We start from the raw sequence: 15,566 nt of genomic DNA, 5'->3' as shown, positions 1-15,566 counted from the left end.
TCACTCCTTTAGTGAAAATTCATCTGCTAATGCATTTAACAGAATTTGCGAAAATTCCTTTAGAACTAGAACGGATATTTTAATTTCCGAAGTAGTTACCAATTCAGGTTTTGCATTTATCTTTGAAATTGTTTTGAAAAATCTTGCTGCAACACCTGGACTGGATTTCATGCCTACGCCTACTACTGAAACTTTGTCAAAGGGTCCTTGATAGGTTATATTTAGAGAACTATCAATTTCTTTTATGGCGTCTATTATAATTTTTTTTAAATCATCTAATATGGAGAATGAGAGATGGTAATATTTTTCATCTGAATACATGGATATCATATCTATGTTAATATTTTTTTCACTTAAGACTTTAAAAACTCTTTCTATGAGAGTCTCATTTTTTGGCAAATTACTTAGTGTAATTTTTATTTGATTTTTCTCAATTGTTGCACCTGTTACTACGGGTTGTTCAAGCCATTCTGGAATTTTGTTAACCACCCATGTTCCCTCCTTGTTTGAAAATGAAGAGGCACAGTATAATTTAACATTGTATTTTTTTGCAAGTTCTACTGCCCTTGAATGGAGAACTTTTGCCCCTAGAGAAGATAGTTCTAGAATATCGTCGTAGGTTATGTAAGAAATCTTTTTTGCATTTGGTATGATTCTTGGATCACATGTATAAATTCCATCAACGTCGCTGTATATTTCACAAGGGACATTTAATTTCCCCGCAACTGCAACTGCGGTTGTGTCTGAACCCCCTCTGCCGAGAGTTGTCAAATCACCACTTTCTGTGATACCTTGAAAACCTGCTATTATAATAGCGGCATTTTTTTTAAGTTCTTTTAGTATTTTGCTAGAGTTTATATCTTTAATTCTTGCTTTAGTGTGCTCATGTGTTGTTAAGATGTTAAGTTGAAAAGCGTTGAAAGATTTTGCTTTTACTCCAAGTTCATTCAAAGCAATTGAAAGTAGAGCAATTGAAACTTGTTCCCCTGTAGTTAAAAGCATGTCCATCTCTCTAGGATGCGGTTTATTGCTTATAGATTTTGCTAGGTTGATTAAATTATCAGTGGTCTTCCCCATTGCAGAAACTATTACTATAACTTTATCACCTTTTTCAATTCGTGCTTTAATTTTTTTTGCAACGTTTAGTATTTTATCTTTATCTGCAACAGATGATCCTCCATACTTTTGAACAACAACCATCTAATCACCTCATATTTCTTAAACCTTCAACAATTTGTGTTTTTGCCTTTGTTTTTTCATCAACTTTTTTAATTATTTTTCCTGGAATTCCAGCGACAACTGAGTTTGGAGGAACATCATCTATTACAACAGCACCAGCTGCAACAACGCTATTTTCACCTATTTCTACACCTTCTAAAACTACTGCATTTGCGCCTATCATAACGTTATCTTTTATAACTACAGGTTTTGCACTTGGCGGTTCTATTACACCGGCAATTACAGCGCAGGCACCTATGTGACAATTTTTCCCAATTATTGCCCTACCTCCTATAACGGCATTCATATCTATCATTGTTTTCTCTCCGATTTGGGCACCTATATTGACTACAGCTCCCATCATAATTACTGCACCGTCACCTATTTCTACCATGTCTCTTATTATTGCTCCTGGTTCAATTCTTGCATTGTATTTCGTTAAATTTGCAAGAGGAATGGCTGAGTTTCTTGAGAAGATTTCTGTTTTGAATTTTTTTATTGCAGGATTTTTTACAATTTTTTCTATTTCCTCGTAGTCTCCAAATATTATCCCAAATGATTCGGTGCCTACAAATTCAACACTTTTAAAATTTATGTCTTTTAAGTTACCAGATATATATGCTTTTGTAATGGTCCTTTTCTTTGAATTAGAGATAAGATCTATTATTTCCTGTGTATTCACTTTAATCCCTCCTTTATTACGTCTTTAAAGGTATAATAACCTTTCTTTTTACTTAATAACCATTCAGAAGCTTTGAGTGCACCAAGGGCAAATACTTCTCTGGAAATTGCCCTATGTGATATTGAAATTAATTCTCCTTGATTTGCAAATAAAATCGTATGATCTCCAGGTATTCCTCCTATTCTTGCGGAAGTTATATTTATTTTTCTGTTGATAGCTTTTTCAAGCATAAAGGCTGTACCAGAAGGTTTGTCTTTTTTCTCAGAATGGTGTATTTCAAAGATTTCACAATCCCAATCACTAAAAAGTGTTTTGAATTTTTCAAGAATTTCTACAATTATATTTATTCCAAATGAAAAGTTATATGATTGTAAGATTGCAACTTTTTTTGAAAGATCTTTTAAGGATGATATATCTTCATTTGAAAGACCAGTTGTTCCAATGACGAGGTTAGCGCTATTTTTAATACAGAGTTCTATAGTATGTGGCAACGCATCTTTTGAAGAGAAATCAATTATTATCTCAGGAATGTCTGTTTGTTTTATACTATTTTTGTCCACGTATAACACAGAGGTATGTCCTTTCTCGTTGAATAATTTGGTTATTAGTCTTCCCATTTTTCCTTTGTAACCTATAACGCCATATTTCATATTAAATTACACTCCCTTAATGTTTTTTCTAAAATTTTTCTGCTTTCTTCCTTTGCAGGATAAAGTGGAAGTCTTAGTTCATTCTTAATTAATCCCATTAGACTTAAGGTAAGTTTCACCGGTATAGGGTTTGTTTCTACAAATAGGGCTTTAAAAAGGGGATAGTATCTGTAGAACAATTCTCTTGCTTTTTTTATTTCTCCTGTTTTAATTAATTTAAACATTTCCACCATTTGATTTGGAATAATATTTGATGCAACAGATATGACACCATCACCACCACTTACTAGAAATTGGAATGATGTGTCATCATTACCGGAAAACACCTTAAAGTTTTCGTTTTTAAGAAGCATCACTTTGTTAATTTGATCAAAAGATGAATTTGCTTCTTTCAGTGCGACAATATTCTTACAATCATTTGCAAGATTGTATATTGTTTCAGGTAAAATATTTACACCTGTTCTACTGGGCACGTTGTATATTATTATTTCTAAATCTGTATGTTCTGAGATATATTTGTAATAGTGATATAATCCTTCTTGAGTGGGTTTGTTGTAGTAAGGTGTGACAATAAGTAATGCATCTGCACCATTTTTTTCGGCATTTTTAATCAATTTCAAGGTGTGAGTTAAACTGTTTGTCCCAGCTCCAACCACTAATGGTTTATTTGGATAAAAGTTTTTAACAAAGGAGATTAACTTATTTCTCTCTTCTATTGATATGTTTGGAGCTTCACCCGTTGTTCCCAGTAACACAATGGCATCAATGTTGCTTTGAGTTTTAAGAAGTTTTTCAAGTGCTTTAAAGTCTATTACACCATTTTCAAATGGTGTAATAATAGCAGTTCCGATTCCACTAAACATTTTCTACACCTCCCTCAAGGTAAAAACCATCATTTAAAATATGTACGTATAATATGCCTCCTTTTGTTATTACTTTAACTTTATTTTCATTTAATATAATCGCTGATGCCGTTGAGCCACTTCCACACGATAATGTTTCTCCTTCAACCCCTCTTTCAAATGTCCTAACTTTTATTGTATTTTTTGAAAGTTTTTGTACAAAATTAATGTTTGCGTTTAATTTTTTTCTTAGTTTTTTTCCAATATTGTTGATCATTATTTTGTCTACATTATCTACAAACGTAACAAAATGTGGTACTCCTACTTTTAGAAGATATCCGCTAAAGTTTTCAATTTTTATTTTTTGTGCAATAGAAGGCTTTGGCATTTTAATTAGTATTTTTCCGTTGTATATTTTTCCAAAAACTAATCCGGCATCGGTTAGAAATTTTGATACATTTTCTTTTTTTTCGTTTTGTAGATAATAAAAAAAAACCCTTGCTCCGTTCCCACAAAATGGTGCTCTACTTCCATCTTTGTTAAAATAATCCATATAATATATTCCATCTCTTTTCTCTACGAATAAAGCACCATCTCTATCTTTACAGTTTTCCAAAACCCATTTTTTCTTTTCATTATCTGAAATACTGGTTTTTGAAATATCAAATAGTACAAAAGAATTACCATTTGCAGTGTATTTTTTCATTTTCTCATCACCTCTAATATTCGAATCGCATTTGTGGCTGCGCCCACTCTTATGTTGTCTGCAACGTTCCATATTGAAAATGTATAGTCATCAAATTTTCTAAGTCGTGAAACGTATACTATATCTTTTCCTTCTACATCTAAAGGAGTTGTTGAATCTTCGGTATATATTACATTTTCCGATTTTGAAAGAAGTTCCTTTATTTGTGATATTTTAAACTTTTTTTCGGTTCTGATGATTATAGATTCAGAATGTCCGTATTTTACAGGAACCCGAACGGTTGTAGGATATATTTTTATAGAGTTGTCGTTTAATATTTTTTTGGTTTCATTTATCATTTTGTATTCTTCTTCAGAAAAATTGTCGTTTAATATGTTTCCGATAACGGGGATGACATTGTGAGCAATTTGTTTTGGAAATACATTTTTTTCGTTATTACCGCTAATTTGGTTTAAATATTCTTTTAATGCTTTATGTCCGGCACCTGATACAGCCTGATAAGTTGAAACATATATTTCCTTTATTTTTAAAAATTCATGAATTTTGTGTATTGAAAGAACCATTTGTATAGTTGAACAGTTTGGATTTGCAATAATACCTTTGTAGTTTTTTACCAGATGTCCATTTATTTCTGGGACGACAAGCGGAATGTTTGGAACCATTCTGAATGCTGAAGAATTATCAATTACTATATTTCCATGATTGGCTGCAATTTGTGCAAAATGTGTGGAGATATTTTTTCCTGCTGAAAAGAGAAGAAAGTCATATTTTTCTTTCATTGATTTTTCTGTTAATTCTTCTACTTTTATTTTTTTGCCGTTAAATTCAAGAAACTTCCCCTTGGATTTATTAGAAGCAAATAATTTTAGTTTTTTTACGGGTATTTTGAAGTCTTCCAATACTTTTATCATGGTTCTGCCTACTTCGCCGGTTGCACCCACAATACCTATTACCACATCAAACACCTCCATAAAAAAATTCGCCTCGTGAAGAGGCGTCGTTGAGAAAAATATATTTATTTCCCAACGATCGGCTCTCCACGGATATTTCCGTGACAGTGGCACAGGTATTCCCTGTACCCCCAGGCATGTAGAGTGGGAGAAACTCTACACCCTTCGGCGTCCTCGCCTTTCAGATTCTCCCAATATTCTCCCATTGATGGAGAATCCTACTCTTCTTGGACGCACCTCCGATCGTATTTAGCTAAATTATACCAAAAAAAAACAAATATAAAAATCACTAAAATGTTAATAATGTTAATATTTTGTTAAATACAACCATGCCCAATAAGGCGAAAGGATATGTTGCACCGTATCCTGCAACTGCTAGGTTACTTTTTGTAGATTCTAGAGCTGCTCCAAGTCCTGGAGTACTTGTCATACCACCAGTTATAGCACCGGCTAAAATTTCCCAATCCAATTTAAATACGTATTTTCCCAGGAAAAAGCCGATGAATATAGAAAATAATGCTATTATTAATGATATAACCATTAAGATCAAACTATATCCATTAAAATTTTCAATTACTTTGTATCCTGATTTAAGGCCTATTGATGATAGAAACATTACAAGCCCAAGATTCTGAATATTTTTCAGAAGATTGGTGTTGAAAGAAAAATTTATTTTTCCAATATTTCCTATAGAACCAAGTGTAAGTGAAGATATTAATAGGCCACCTGTAATTCCCAACTTTATAGTTGAAAAGCCAAGATTTAATGGGATATTACCTATAATAATTCCTATTGCAATAACTAAAGAATATGATAACAAGTTGAACGTTTTTTCTTTTGCTTCTTTTTTGTTTTCCGGTAATTTTTTTTGTTGTGATATTTTTATTTTGAAGATTGATGGTATTAAGTATATGGAGAAAATAACGGCAAGTACGCCTGGTATATAACCAACTGTATATCCAAATACCACTTCGCTTGTGTGATTCACACTTTCAAGAGCTGTGGCAAGACCAGGTGAGCTTGTGAGACTTCCTGAAAATACACCTATTAGGTTATATGGATTAAGTTTTAGAATTAAAATAAATGTAACAGTGAGTAAGAAACCTGAAAAAGTTATTGTAAGTGAGAGTATGAGAAACTTCATGCCGTATTTTTTTAATATTTCTTTTATTTCTTTTGATGCTATTAAGCCAATAGATGTCACAAAAAGTATAAGAGAAAATTGAAAAAAAATGTTAAAAGTATTTTGAAAAGATTTTTCTGAAGAAACAAAATGTGGAAATAACCAGCCAAAAAATAAACCACTAAAAAGTGTTCCAGAAGTTCCTAATTTGAAATTTTTGATCTTTATGTTTCCCAACAACATCCCGAAAAAAATGCTTAAAAACAATAAAAGATAAGGATTTAGCATTTGATCACCCCAATAAGTTTTCTATGTATTTTGCTACTGGAATGTTTAAATTTTCTAATTTTTTTTCTTTAAATTCTATTGTACCTTCTAAACCTTCGACAATTGCACCAGCATGCCCCATTCTTTTTCCCTTTGGAGCTGTTCTTCCAGCAAAGAAAAATTGTATATTAGAATTGTACCCTTTATTTAGAAATCTTTCCACGTCTAAAATTTCTTCATTACCACCAATTTCGCTTATTATTATTATTTTTCTTGGATTAAGTTTTGAAACATACAAAAGTGCTTCGTAAACACTTGTGCCGATTATGGGATCTCCACCTAATCCTATGCCAATTTTAATTCCTGTTGATTTTTTTGAGATAAAGTTTGCTATCTCATACATTAGAGTACCACTTTTGGAAATTATTGCAACATCCCCTGGTTTAAATGCGTTTTCAGGCATTATTCCAATCTTAGAAACACCTGGTAAAATAATTCCAGGACAATTTGGACCTACAAAGGTAACATTTTTTGATTTTGCGTATTTGTATATTTCTAGCATATCCATTTGTGGAATGTGTTCTGTAATGGTTATGATCTTTTTAATTCCCGCATCTATTGCTTCAAATATTGCGTCTTTGGCAAATTTTGCCGGTACAAATACAATACTCGTATCACAACTGAATTTTTCAACAGCATCGTACATGTTATGAAGAACAGGAACATGTTCAATTTCTTTTATCTTTGTATTTTTTGAGACACCACATACTATGTTTGTGCCGTATTTTAACATTTTTTTTGTGTGGAAACTACCATACTTTCCAGTTATACCTTGTACACATACTCTTTCTGTACCATTTATCATATGAAGTCCCCCTTTACAGCACTTTTGATCATTTCATACATATCGTCAAAAAAGTGAATATTGTGTTCTTTTAAAATTTTTTTTGCTTCATTTTCGTTAGTTCCAGTAATTCTAACAAAAAGTTTTATATCATCATTTTTTTCTTTGAAACTTACAATCGCTTTTGCTATTTCATCGCATTTTGTTATTCCACCAAATATATTTAGGACAATATTTTTTAACGAAAGAGATTTTAAAAGTTCAAGCGCTTTAATTGTAGTTTTTGTATCTGCACCTCCACCAAGATCAAGAAAATTTGCAGGTTTACCTCCATACAAACTTATTGCATCCATTGTTGCCATTACTATACCTGCTCCACAGCCAATTACTCCAATATCACCATCGAGTTTTACAAAATGAAAAGGATATTCTTCATGTACAAATTTTTTTGCCCATTGTTGCCTAAAAATCGCATTATCATCTAAGTGTAATACGGCATCAAGTGCCATTATATTTCCTTCTTTTGTTTTTACTAATGGATTTATTTCCAAAAGAGTTAAATCTTTTTCTTTCATTATTTTGTGTAATTTTTGGACTATTGGTTGGATTTTTTTTGGAAGTTTTTGGATATCTGATAAACTATGTCGTTCAATTTTATCTTTATTATCTTCTATATCAATTCCGCCAAAGTGTGAGAATAATATTTTTATTTCTTTTTCATATCTATCGATGTATAAAGATAAGTAGTATTCTTTTTCGATATTTACCATTTTTTCAACTAGAACTCCATAAGGTGTTTCACCCATTATTTTTTTGTGCAGTAGTTTTTTTGAGAATTTTAAAAATTCATCTTTGTTTTGTGCAAATAAAATTCCTCCAGCTTTCATTCTGCCTCCAACAAGCACCTGACTTTTCAGGACAGCAGGTAAAAATTTCACTTCAATTTCCCTATCATTGGAAATAAGATAACTTTCAGGAACAGAGATCCCCCCCTCTTTTAATATCCTTTTTCCTACAAATTCATGAATTTTCACTTTCACACCTCCCGTTTCGCAAAAAAATTTTTCTCAATCTACCCGCGAGATTGAGAAATACGTTGGAATAAAGGCAGGTCTCCCGGCTCCTGGATCTTCCTACTTACCACGCCTTCCCAGGTTTCCCCAGTGGCTGGTTGTGGCTTTCGTCCCCAGTTACGGTGGCGGGGCCGCACTGGTTTTTCACCAGTTTCCCTATTAAGCCATAGGCACCTTTATTCCACGTTGTATTTAATTTTCAATGTTATTATATCATCAAGTTTTAAAAATTGAAAATAAAAAAATCAGATTAGACGTGTATTATTTTGAATTTAAATTGGAAAAAATACAAAAAATATCATTATTTGGTAATATGTTTAAAAATAGATATACAAAGACTTATATAAAAATGAAGATAGAGAAGAGGAAAAGACTTTTGATTTATTGAAATTTAGATTTTTTATATTTCAAACATTTGGATAAAAAGGACTTTCCGCTTACTTTATTTTTCAAAGAAAGTAATTTTTAATATTCAGAAAAGACTTTATTGTTTTTTAAAATAATGAATGGAAAAGATAAAATAAAAATTATGAAGTTTTAGAAAAAATGTAGTCTAAATGGAATGTCTTAAAATTAGAGGTTACAAAAATTATATATATCGATCCAAGACTTGTTATATTTAAAGAAAAAATTATGAGTTAAGATAAACAAGAATCCAAAACGTAGGGTAAGAAAATTACAAGAGATAATAAGTATTTAGAATGAGGCGCTTTACTAACGCCTCACTTTATTTTCATTATTGATTTTTAAAGTTAGTGTTTTAGGATAAGGTTTTTTAATTTTTTGTATTCCTCCTCGCTAATTTCACCTTTGGCAAGTCTTTCGTTCAAAATTTTTAGACTGTTATCGTATGTTTCAAAATTTTTTTCATAGCGAAAATCTGGATGTCTTTCAGAGTTTTTGATTAATTTGTAAATTAAGAATGCAAAAAAGATTAAAACAATTAAGCCTATAACTGGGGCTATCCAACTAAACCATCCACTGTGCCAAATAAAGGGTCTATGATACCAGTACATCAAAAATCACCTCCTATTTGTTTCTACTTTATTTATACAGATTAAAACTTAAAAAAAACTTAGAATTTCAAGTTTTTTTAAGATTTATGAGTTTAACTTTCTTTATAAAATTAAAAAAAGGGTAAATATTTTTTTGTAAAACTCTTTACTGATATGAAAAATCGGGAGGTGAGGATCATGAAAAAGTTCTTCAGTATTTTAATTTTGTTTTTTATGGTTGTGGTTTTTGGCAATTTTGGAGTAAAGAATGTTATATACTTCATAGGTGATGGAATGGGAATTAATCATCTGGTTTTGACAAGTCTTCTTGAAGGAAAAACATTAAATATTATGAAATCACCTTTTGTTGGTTATGTTACGACATACTCTGCAAACTCACTTGTTACAGATTCTGCAGCTGCAGGTACTGCCCTAGCCACTGGTTTTAAAACAAATAATGGTATGATTGGCATGCTCCCAGATGGAACAATAGTTCCAACTATTTTTGAAATAGCTTCAAAATATGGTATGAAAACGGGAATAGTTGTAACTTGTAGAGTTACCCATGCGACTCCTGGTGCTTTTTATGGACATGTAAAAACTAGAAAAGATGAAAAGACACTTGCAAATCAGCTGTTAAATAGTAAGTTAGATGTGGTGATGGGGGGAGGTTGGAAATATTTTGATGAGAAGATAGTAAGTGAAAAGGGGTTTGACTATATTAAAAGTAAATCTGAATTTGCGAATTATACAGGAGATAAATTATTAGCGCTTTTTTCTGATAGTCATTTAAATGCAGCAAGTGAGCGTACAGATGAACAACCTATGCTTTATGAAATGGTCGAAAAGGCACTTTACCTACTTTCCAAAGATGAAAAGCCATTTTTCTTAATGGTAGAAGGTTCACAAATTGATTGGGAAGCCCACGGAAATGATGTATATGGTGTGTGGAAAGAAGTAGTGGAATTTGATAAAGCAGTGGAAGTGGCATTAAAATTTCTTGAAACACATCCAAATACGTTAATTGTTATTACAAGTGATCATGAAACAGGAGGGTTAGGTCTTTCAACAGGGGAATATTCATTATATATAGATGTAATAAAAGGGTATAAAAAGACAGCAGACTGGATAATGAAAAACTACGATGTTAACAATGAAGAAGAATTTAGGAAAACTATAAAGCGTTATTTCAACGTTGAACTTTCAGATAAGGAAATTCAATTATTAAAACGAACAAAAAATTCAAGTAATCCATATAAAGCAACAAGTTTGCTTGGAAGAATATTAAGCGAAAAAGCCTTTGTTGGTTGGACTACTTATAAACATACGGCAGCTCCAGTTCCAATATTTGCATTTGGTCCAGGTGCGGAAAATTTCAATGGATTTATGGACAACACGGATATACCAAGGATAATATCAAGATTACTTGGATATTCTCTTTCACGTGAGTTTTAAATGAAGAAAATAAAAGAATAACCCGCAACTTTTGCGGGTTATTCTTCAAATGCCAGGTCTTTTTTTAATCTTTGAATACTTATGTTTATTATTGGGCTATTTAGACTCGAGAGTATTAACTTTACGATATATTGGGATATTACCATGTTCATTAATACATTTAGATCATAAGTCCATAAGAAAGAGACTAAAACAAATACTATAGAGTCAACTAGTTGAGTTATAACCATTGAAAATGTATTTCTAAATATTACGTTGTTTATTTTAAATAACCTTTTGGGCAAGTTAAATGCCCAAACGTTTGTATATTGTGCGGAAAGATAAGCAAAAAAACTAGCAAGAATTATTCTCGGAGTAGAATTAAACACAGCTACATAAGCGTTGTTTTTGTTAAAAATACTTGCAGGTGGATAAAGAATTACAATATAAGAATAAATAACCAATATTAAAGATGATATAAATCCAATCTTGATAACTTTTTTTGCGATTTTTTCTCCATATATCTCAAATACTATGTTTGATATTCCAAAACTTAGAGGATATATTAATACAGATAAAGTGATAACAAAAGGACCTATATTAACTAATTTACCTGCAATAATGTTTGAGATTATAATAACGGCGGTAAAAATCCCAGAAAGTGTAATGAGTTTTTCATAGTATTTTTCCATCTTTTTCCTCCTTTTATCTCAAATTTTTAGCATTTAATTCTATAATGTAATTGCCTTTTTTTCAAGTAAAAATATTGTAAAATCTGTTAAAATTGTAAGAGTATCTTAATTGGTAGTTTTAGATATCTGGTATAATATAATATAAAGCGGTAGAAGGAGGTGCAAATATGAAAAATTTGTGTTTGTACGATGACGGTGAACATAAATATTATTTACTTGGCTGGGAAGAAACAGAAGAAGGTGGTTTAGTACCTACAAATCAGTATTTAATCGTCCATGGAAATAAAGGTTTTTTGCTTGATCCAGGTGGTGCGCATGTCTTTCCGAGAGTACTTGCAAATGTCTCAGAGATAATATCTCCGAAGAATATAGAAGGTATTTTTTATTCTCACCAGGATCCCGATGTATCTTCTGGTGTTACAATGTGGCTTTCTATAGCTACTAATGCAAAAATATATATATCTGAACTTTGGGTGAGATTTTTACCACATTTTGGTGTGTATGATAAAAGAAGAGTTGTTGGAATTAAAGATAAAGGCAATGTTAATATGAATTTTAGCGGATATAAATTAGATTTTATTCCAGCCCATTTTTTACATGCACCTGGAAATTTTAATGTGTATGATCCTATTTCGAAAATTCTTTTTTCGGGTGATATTGGTGTTTCTGTTTTACCGTTTAATAAAAGAGTACAAATGATTGAGGATAATTTTGGTGAATTGTTAGAATACATGGAAGGATTTCACAAAAGGTATATGAGTTCAAACAAGGCGTGTAGTAAATGGGTGAATATGGTTTCAAAATATGAGATTTCTATAATTGCTCCTCAACATGGAACATTGTTAAAAGATAAAGCAGCAAGAGATTTTTTAAATTGGTTTAAAAACTTAAAATGTGGAGTTGACATAATTGAAGAATTTTACGGGAGATGATAATATGAAGATAGATAAAGATACGTTGAATACACTTTCTTCTGCTTTTTACGTGCAAAATTTAATGTTATCCTTTATGGATCAATTAGATGAGGTTTTAGTTTCAAGGATTTCTGAAATAAAATGGGAAATTGAGAAAATAACGGAAAGATTTGAAAAGCTGAGTAAAGATATTGATAATCTTTTGGGAAATTTTTCAAGGGAAAGTAATGAGATATTGAAAAATATAGAAAATGCCTATGAAATAAATAAAAAGATAGATAATGATTTAAAAAATCTTGGAACAGATGTAAATACAGTTTCAAATAAATTTAGTGAGACTATACAAAAAACATCGGAAACTTTTGAAAAATTTAGCAAAGTTGGAGATTTGGTGAAGGCTATACAAAAGATTGCAAAACAAACAAATTTATTAGCTTTAAACGCTTCAATTGAAGCAGCAAGGGCCGGAGAATACGGAAGAGGATTTGCAGTGGTTGCTTCAGAAATCCAAAAACTTGCAGAGGAATCTCAAAGTGCATCAAATAATATATCAAAAATTATTGCGGAAATATCTACTTCTATAAAGGATTCACTTGGTTCTTTAAATGAGATTCAAAAGCTTTTTGATGCGGTACAAAATGCTTTGGCAAATTCCATGGATTACATGAAAGATAACATTAAAGTTATGGAAAACTCTAGAAATTTACTTAATATAACTGAGGAAAATTTAAAAGAAGAATCAACAGTTTTGTCTGAATCGGTTAATATATTATCAGAGACGTCTAATGAATTTAGTGTTATAGTAGAAGTGATAAAGTCTATTGTGAATTCCCAAAAGTCGTTAAAAGACTTGAAGTTATAATCTAGGAGTGAGATTATATGGAGGACAAAAGGTTTGTTATATTACACGGATTTGAAAAAGATGATATATTTAAAGTAATGAAGATATTAAAGGAAAATTTTCCAGAAAAGGAGTTGATTTTTGCAACTACCACCCCAACTAATTTGAATTGGAAACTTTCCGATTTAATAGTTGAAATTGAAAAGGAGCACAAAGTTATGAAAAAAATGAGGAAATAATAGGAGTTTTGGAGGTGATTCAATGGCTCGATTAAGAGTATATGAGCTTGCAAGACAGCTTGAAATGGATACGAGAGATTTAATGAAGGAATTGGCTGATTTAGGTATTGAAATAAAAAGCCATATGAGTTATATTGATGAGGAAACGGTAAATTTATTGCTTGAAATGTACGGAGAAGAAGAATTAATTTATGAAGAGTATGAGCTTCTTGATGATGAAGAGGAAAAAGTAAAAAGAAAGAAAAAAGAGAGTGTGGAAAAAGAGGAGATAACAAAGAAAAAGAAGGATATAATTAAACTTAATGAAGAAGATTTGAAATTAGATAAATTTTCCAAAAAAATAGGGGTTCCTCAAAATAGAATAATACAAGATTTTTTTATGAAAGGTGAAGTTCTAAAGCCTGGGCAAACTTTGAACTTGCAACTTGCAAAAAAGATAGCAAAGATGTATGATGCGAAAATATCCTTTGATGTAGAAGAAAAAGAAGAAGTTAGAGAAAATCCGTTGGAAGAAATTGAAAGATATTTTGAGCAAAAATATTCCGAAGGAAAGGACTTAGTAGAAAGACCTCCTATTGTTACTGTAATGGGTCACGTTGATCATGGTAAAACAACTCTTTTGGATTTTATAAGAAAAACTAGGGTGGCTGAAAGAGAAGAAGGGGGGATAACACAAAGTATAGGTGCATATCAAGTGGAAACAAATGGGAAAATTATCACTTTTATAGATACTCCAGGGCACGAAATTTTTACAGAAATGCGCGCAAGAGGTGCCCAAGCAACGGATATAGCAGTTCTCGTTGTTGCAGCTGATGATGGTGTTATGCCTCAAACTGTTGAAGCATATAACCACGCAAAATCTGCTAATGTGCCCATAATTGTTGCAATTAACAAGATAGATAAACCAAATGCCAATGTAGAAAAAACAAAACAAGAACTTGTAAATAAATTGAACTTAATACCAGAAGAATGGGGTGGGGATACCATAGTTGTTCCCATTTCCGCAAAAAAAGGTCAAAATGTAGACACATTACTTGAGATGATTTTATTAGTTGCGGAAATGCAAGAGATAAAGGGACTTCCAAATGGTCCTGTGAGAGCTGTGATAATCGAAACAAAACTTGATAGAGGATTTGGGCCCGTTGCAAATGTAATTATTAAAGATGGAAAATTGAAAGTGGGCGACTATGTAATTTCGGGAAAAGTTATGGGAAAAGTTAAAGCATTGGTAAATGATAAAGGTCAAAGAATAAAGGAAGCTGGCCCTTCAACTCCTGTTATGGTCGTAGGTTTTGAAGAGTTACCAAATTCCCACGGAGTAGTTTATACCGTAAAAAGTTTGGAGAAGGCAAGGGAAATTACAGGAAAAATAGCAGAACAGGAACAAAAGGAGTTAAAGAGAAAAAGACATATGAAGTTAGAAGAAATATTAAAGATGATGGAAGAATCGGAAAAGAAAGAATTAAAGTTGATTTTAAAAGCTGATACACAGGGCTCTATGATAGCATTAAAGGGCGCGATTAATAAGTTGCAGAGTGAGGAGATTAAAATTAATATAATTCATTCTGGTGTAGGTGCAATTACAAGTAGTGATGTTATGCTTGCTACGGCTTCTGATGCGATAATTTTAGGATTTAGAGTAAAAGCAGACGGCAAAGCCAGAAAAATGGCAGAAGCCGAAGGTATTCAAATAAAAACTTACTCAATAGTTTACAAATTGATAGAAGATTTAAAAGCAGCTCTTGAGGGAATGCTTGAACCTGAAGAAGTAGAAGAAATAACAGGTAGGGGAGAAGTTAAAAAAGTTTTTAAGATAAAGAAAGTTGGAAGTATTGCAGGTGTACAAATGCTTGAAGGATTTGTTGAAAGAAATGGAATGGTCAAGTTGTATAGAGAGGGAAAGTTAATTTACGAGGGAAAGATAGAATCGCTAAAACATTACCAACAAGATGTTAAGAAAGTAGAAGCACCTCAAGAGTGTGGTATTAAATTGGAAAATTTTGATGATATCAAAGAAGGTGATGAACTAGAGTTTGTAATGTTAAAGAAAGTTTCTAGAAAACTTAATTTTGAAAATGAAAAAGGAGAGGAATAAT

The 15,566-nt window shown here is 31.6% G+C and carries 16 protein-coding genes and 2 riboswitches; of the genes, 5 read left to right on the top strand and 11 right to left on the bottom strand.

The genetic code is table 11. The features are described 5' to 3' along the window. The 10 genes from XJ44_RS00945 to XJ44_RS00890 form a co-directional block, all read right to left on the bottom strand. Complete coding sequence (locus tag XJ44_RS00945; RefSeq protein WP_075665214.1) at window positions 1–1,200, bottom strand: aspartate kinase; 1,200 nt, start codon at window positions 1,198–1,200, stop codon at window positions 1–3. Window positions 1,201–1,204: 4 nt separating this feature from the next. Continuing rightward, complete coding sequence (dapD, locus tag XJ44_RS00940; RefSeq protein ID WP_077197772.1) at window positions 1,205–1,900, bottom strand: 2,3,4,5-tetrahydropyridine-2,6-dicarboxylate N-acetyltransferase; 696 nt, start codon at window positions 1,898–1,900, stop codon at window positions 1,205–1,207. Then, a complete protein-coding gene (locus XJ44_RS00935; RefSeq protein WP_077197771.1) occupies window positions 1,897–2,550 on the bottom strand; it encodes a 4-hydroxy-tetrahydrodipicolinate reductase in 654 nt (217 codons plus the stop codon). Before XJ44_RS00935 ends, dapD begins: the two co-directional genes overlap by 4 nt. Continuing rightward, the gene (gene dapA / locus XJ44_RS00930; RefSeq protein WP_077197770.1) at window positions 2,547–3,413 is read right to left on the bottom strand and encodes a 4-hydroxy-tetrahydrodipicolinate synthase; all 867 of its coding nucleotides are present in this window, start codon (window positions 3,411–3,413) and stop codon (window positions 2,547–2,549) included. Before dapA ends, XJ44_RS00935 begins: the two co-directional genes overlap by 4 nt. After that, a complete protein-coding gene (gene dapF / locus XJ44_RS00925) occupies window positions 3,406–4,098 on the bottom strand; it encodes a diaminopimelate epimerase (RefSeq protein ID WP_075665210.1) in 693 nt (230 codons plus the stop codon). The genes dapA and dapF overlap by 8 nt, the downstream gene beginning before the upstream one ends. Further along, complete coding sequence (locus XJ44_RS00920) at window positions 4,095–5,054, bottom strand: aspartate-semialdehyde dehydrogenase (protein ID WP_077197769.1); 960 nt, start codon at window positions 5,052–5,054, stop codon at window positions 4,095–4,097. The genes dapF and XJ44_RS00920 overlap by 4 nt, the downstream gene beginning before the upstream one ends. Window positions 5,055–5,120: 66 nt before the next feature. Beyond that, window positions 5,121–5,298: riboswitch (Lysine riboswitch) on the bottom strand. A 39-nt stretch (window positions 5,299–5,337) separates the two neighbouring features. Next, on the bottom strand, window positions 5,338–6,459 hold the full coding sequence (locus XJ44_RS00910) for an aspartate-alanine antiporter-like transporter (RefSeq protein ID WP_077197768.1): 1,122 nt from the start codon (window positions 6,457–6,459) through the stop codon (window positions 5,338–5,340). 4 nt (window positions 6,460–6,463) lie between these two features. Further along, window positions 6,464–7,303 carry a succinate--CoA ligase subunit alpha gene (locus tag XJ44_RS00905; protein WP_075665207.1) on the bottom strand — a complete coding sequence of 280 codons (840 nt, stop codon included), beginning with the start codon at window positions 7,301–7,303 and terminating at the stop codon, window positions 6,464–6,466. Continuing rightward, complete coding sequence (locus XJ44_RS00900) at window positions 7,300–8,316, bottom strand: succinate--CoA ligase subunit beta (RefSeq protein ID WP_077197767.1); 1,017 nt, start codon at window positions 8,314–8,316, stop codon at window positions 7,300–7,302. Before XJ44_RS00900 ends, XJ44_RS00905 begins: the two co-directional genes overlap by 4 nt. A gap of 55 nt (window positions 8,317–8,371) precedes the next feature. Further along, a riboswitch (cobalamin riboswitch) is annotated at window positions 8,372–8,548 on the bottom strand. A 559-nt stretch (window positions 8,549–9,107) separates the two neighbouring features. After that, complete coding sequence (locus XJ44_RS00890) at window positions 9,108–9,371, bottom strand: SHOCT domain-containing protein (RefSeq protein ID WP_077197765.1); 264 nt, start codon at window positions 9,369–9,371, stop codon at window positions 9,108–9,110. Window positions 9,372–9,548: 177 nt separating this feature from the next. Here XJ44_RS00890 and XJ44_RS00885 point away from each other — a divergent pair, with 177 nt between their 5' ends. Then, window positions 9,549–10,805: an alkaline phosphatase gene (locus XJ44_RS00885; protein ID WP_077197764.1), complete on the top strand. Its 1,257-nt coding sequence runs from the start codon at window positions 9,549–9,551 to the stop codon at window positions 10,803–10,805. Window positions 10,806–10,843: 38 nt separating this feature from the next. Here the strand turns inward: XJ44_RS00885 and XJ44_RS00880 are convergent, their stop codons facing one another. Then, window positions 10,844–11,476: a queuosine precursor transporter gene (locus XJ44_RS00880; protein WP_077197763.1), complete on the bottom strand. Its 633-nt coding sequence runs from the start codon at window positions 11,474–11,476 to the stop codon at window positions 10,844–10,846. A gap of 167 nt (window positions 11,477–11,643) precedes the next feature. Between XJ44_RS00880 and XJ44_RS00875 the strand changes: the two genes are divergently transcribed. The 4 genes from XJ44_RS00875 to infB are packed head-to-tail and all read left to right on the top strand — an operon-like array spanning window position 11,644 to window position 15,565. Then, the gene (locus XJ44_RS00875; RefSeq protein ID WP_077197762.1) at window positions 11,644–12,408 is read left to right on the top strand and encodes an oxygen-binding di-iron domain-containing protein; all 765 of its coding nucleotides are present in this window, start codon (window positions 11,644–11,646) and stop codon (window positions 12,406–12,408) included. Continuing rightward, window positions 12,386–13,252 (top strand): methyl-accepting chemotaxis protein, encoded by an 867-nt coding sequence (locus tag XJ44_RS00870; protein ID WP_233119490.1) that lies wholly within the window; start codon window positions 12,386–12,388, stop codon window positions 13,250–13,252. Before XJ44_RS00875 ends, XJ44_RS00870 begins: the two co-directional genes overlap by 23 nt. 17 nt (window positions 13,253–13,269) lie before the next feature. Beyond that, a complete protein-coding gene (locus tag XJ44_RS00865) occupies window positions 13,270–13,470 on the top strand; it encodes a DUF3783 domain-containing protein (RefSeq protein WP_075665200.1) in 201 nt (66 codons plus the stop codon). 22 nt (window positions 13,471–13,492) lie between these two features. Continuing rightward, the gene (gene infB, locus XJ44_RS00860) at window positions 13,493–15,565 is read left to right on the top strand and encodes a translation initiation factor IF-2 (protein WP_077197761.1); all 2,073 of its coding nucleotides are present in this window, start codon (window positions 13,493–13,495) and stop codon (window positions 15,563–15,565) included. The last annotated feature ends 1 nt before the right edge of the window (window position 15,566 follow it).

Origin of the sequence: Thermosipho affectus (assembly GCF_001990485.1) — a bacterium.
Lineage (GTDB): Bacteria > Thermotogota > Thermotogae > Thermotogales > Fervidobacteriaceae > Thermosipho > Thermosipho affectus.
The sequence above is the reverse complement of the archived record's forward strand: the minus strand, read 5'-3'. Positions and strand labels throughout refer to the sequence as shown.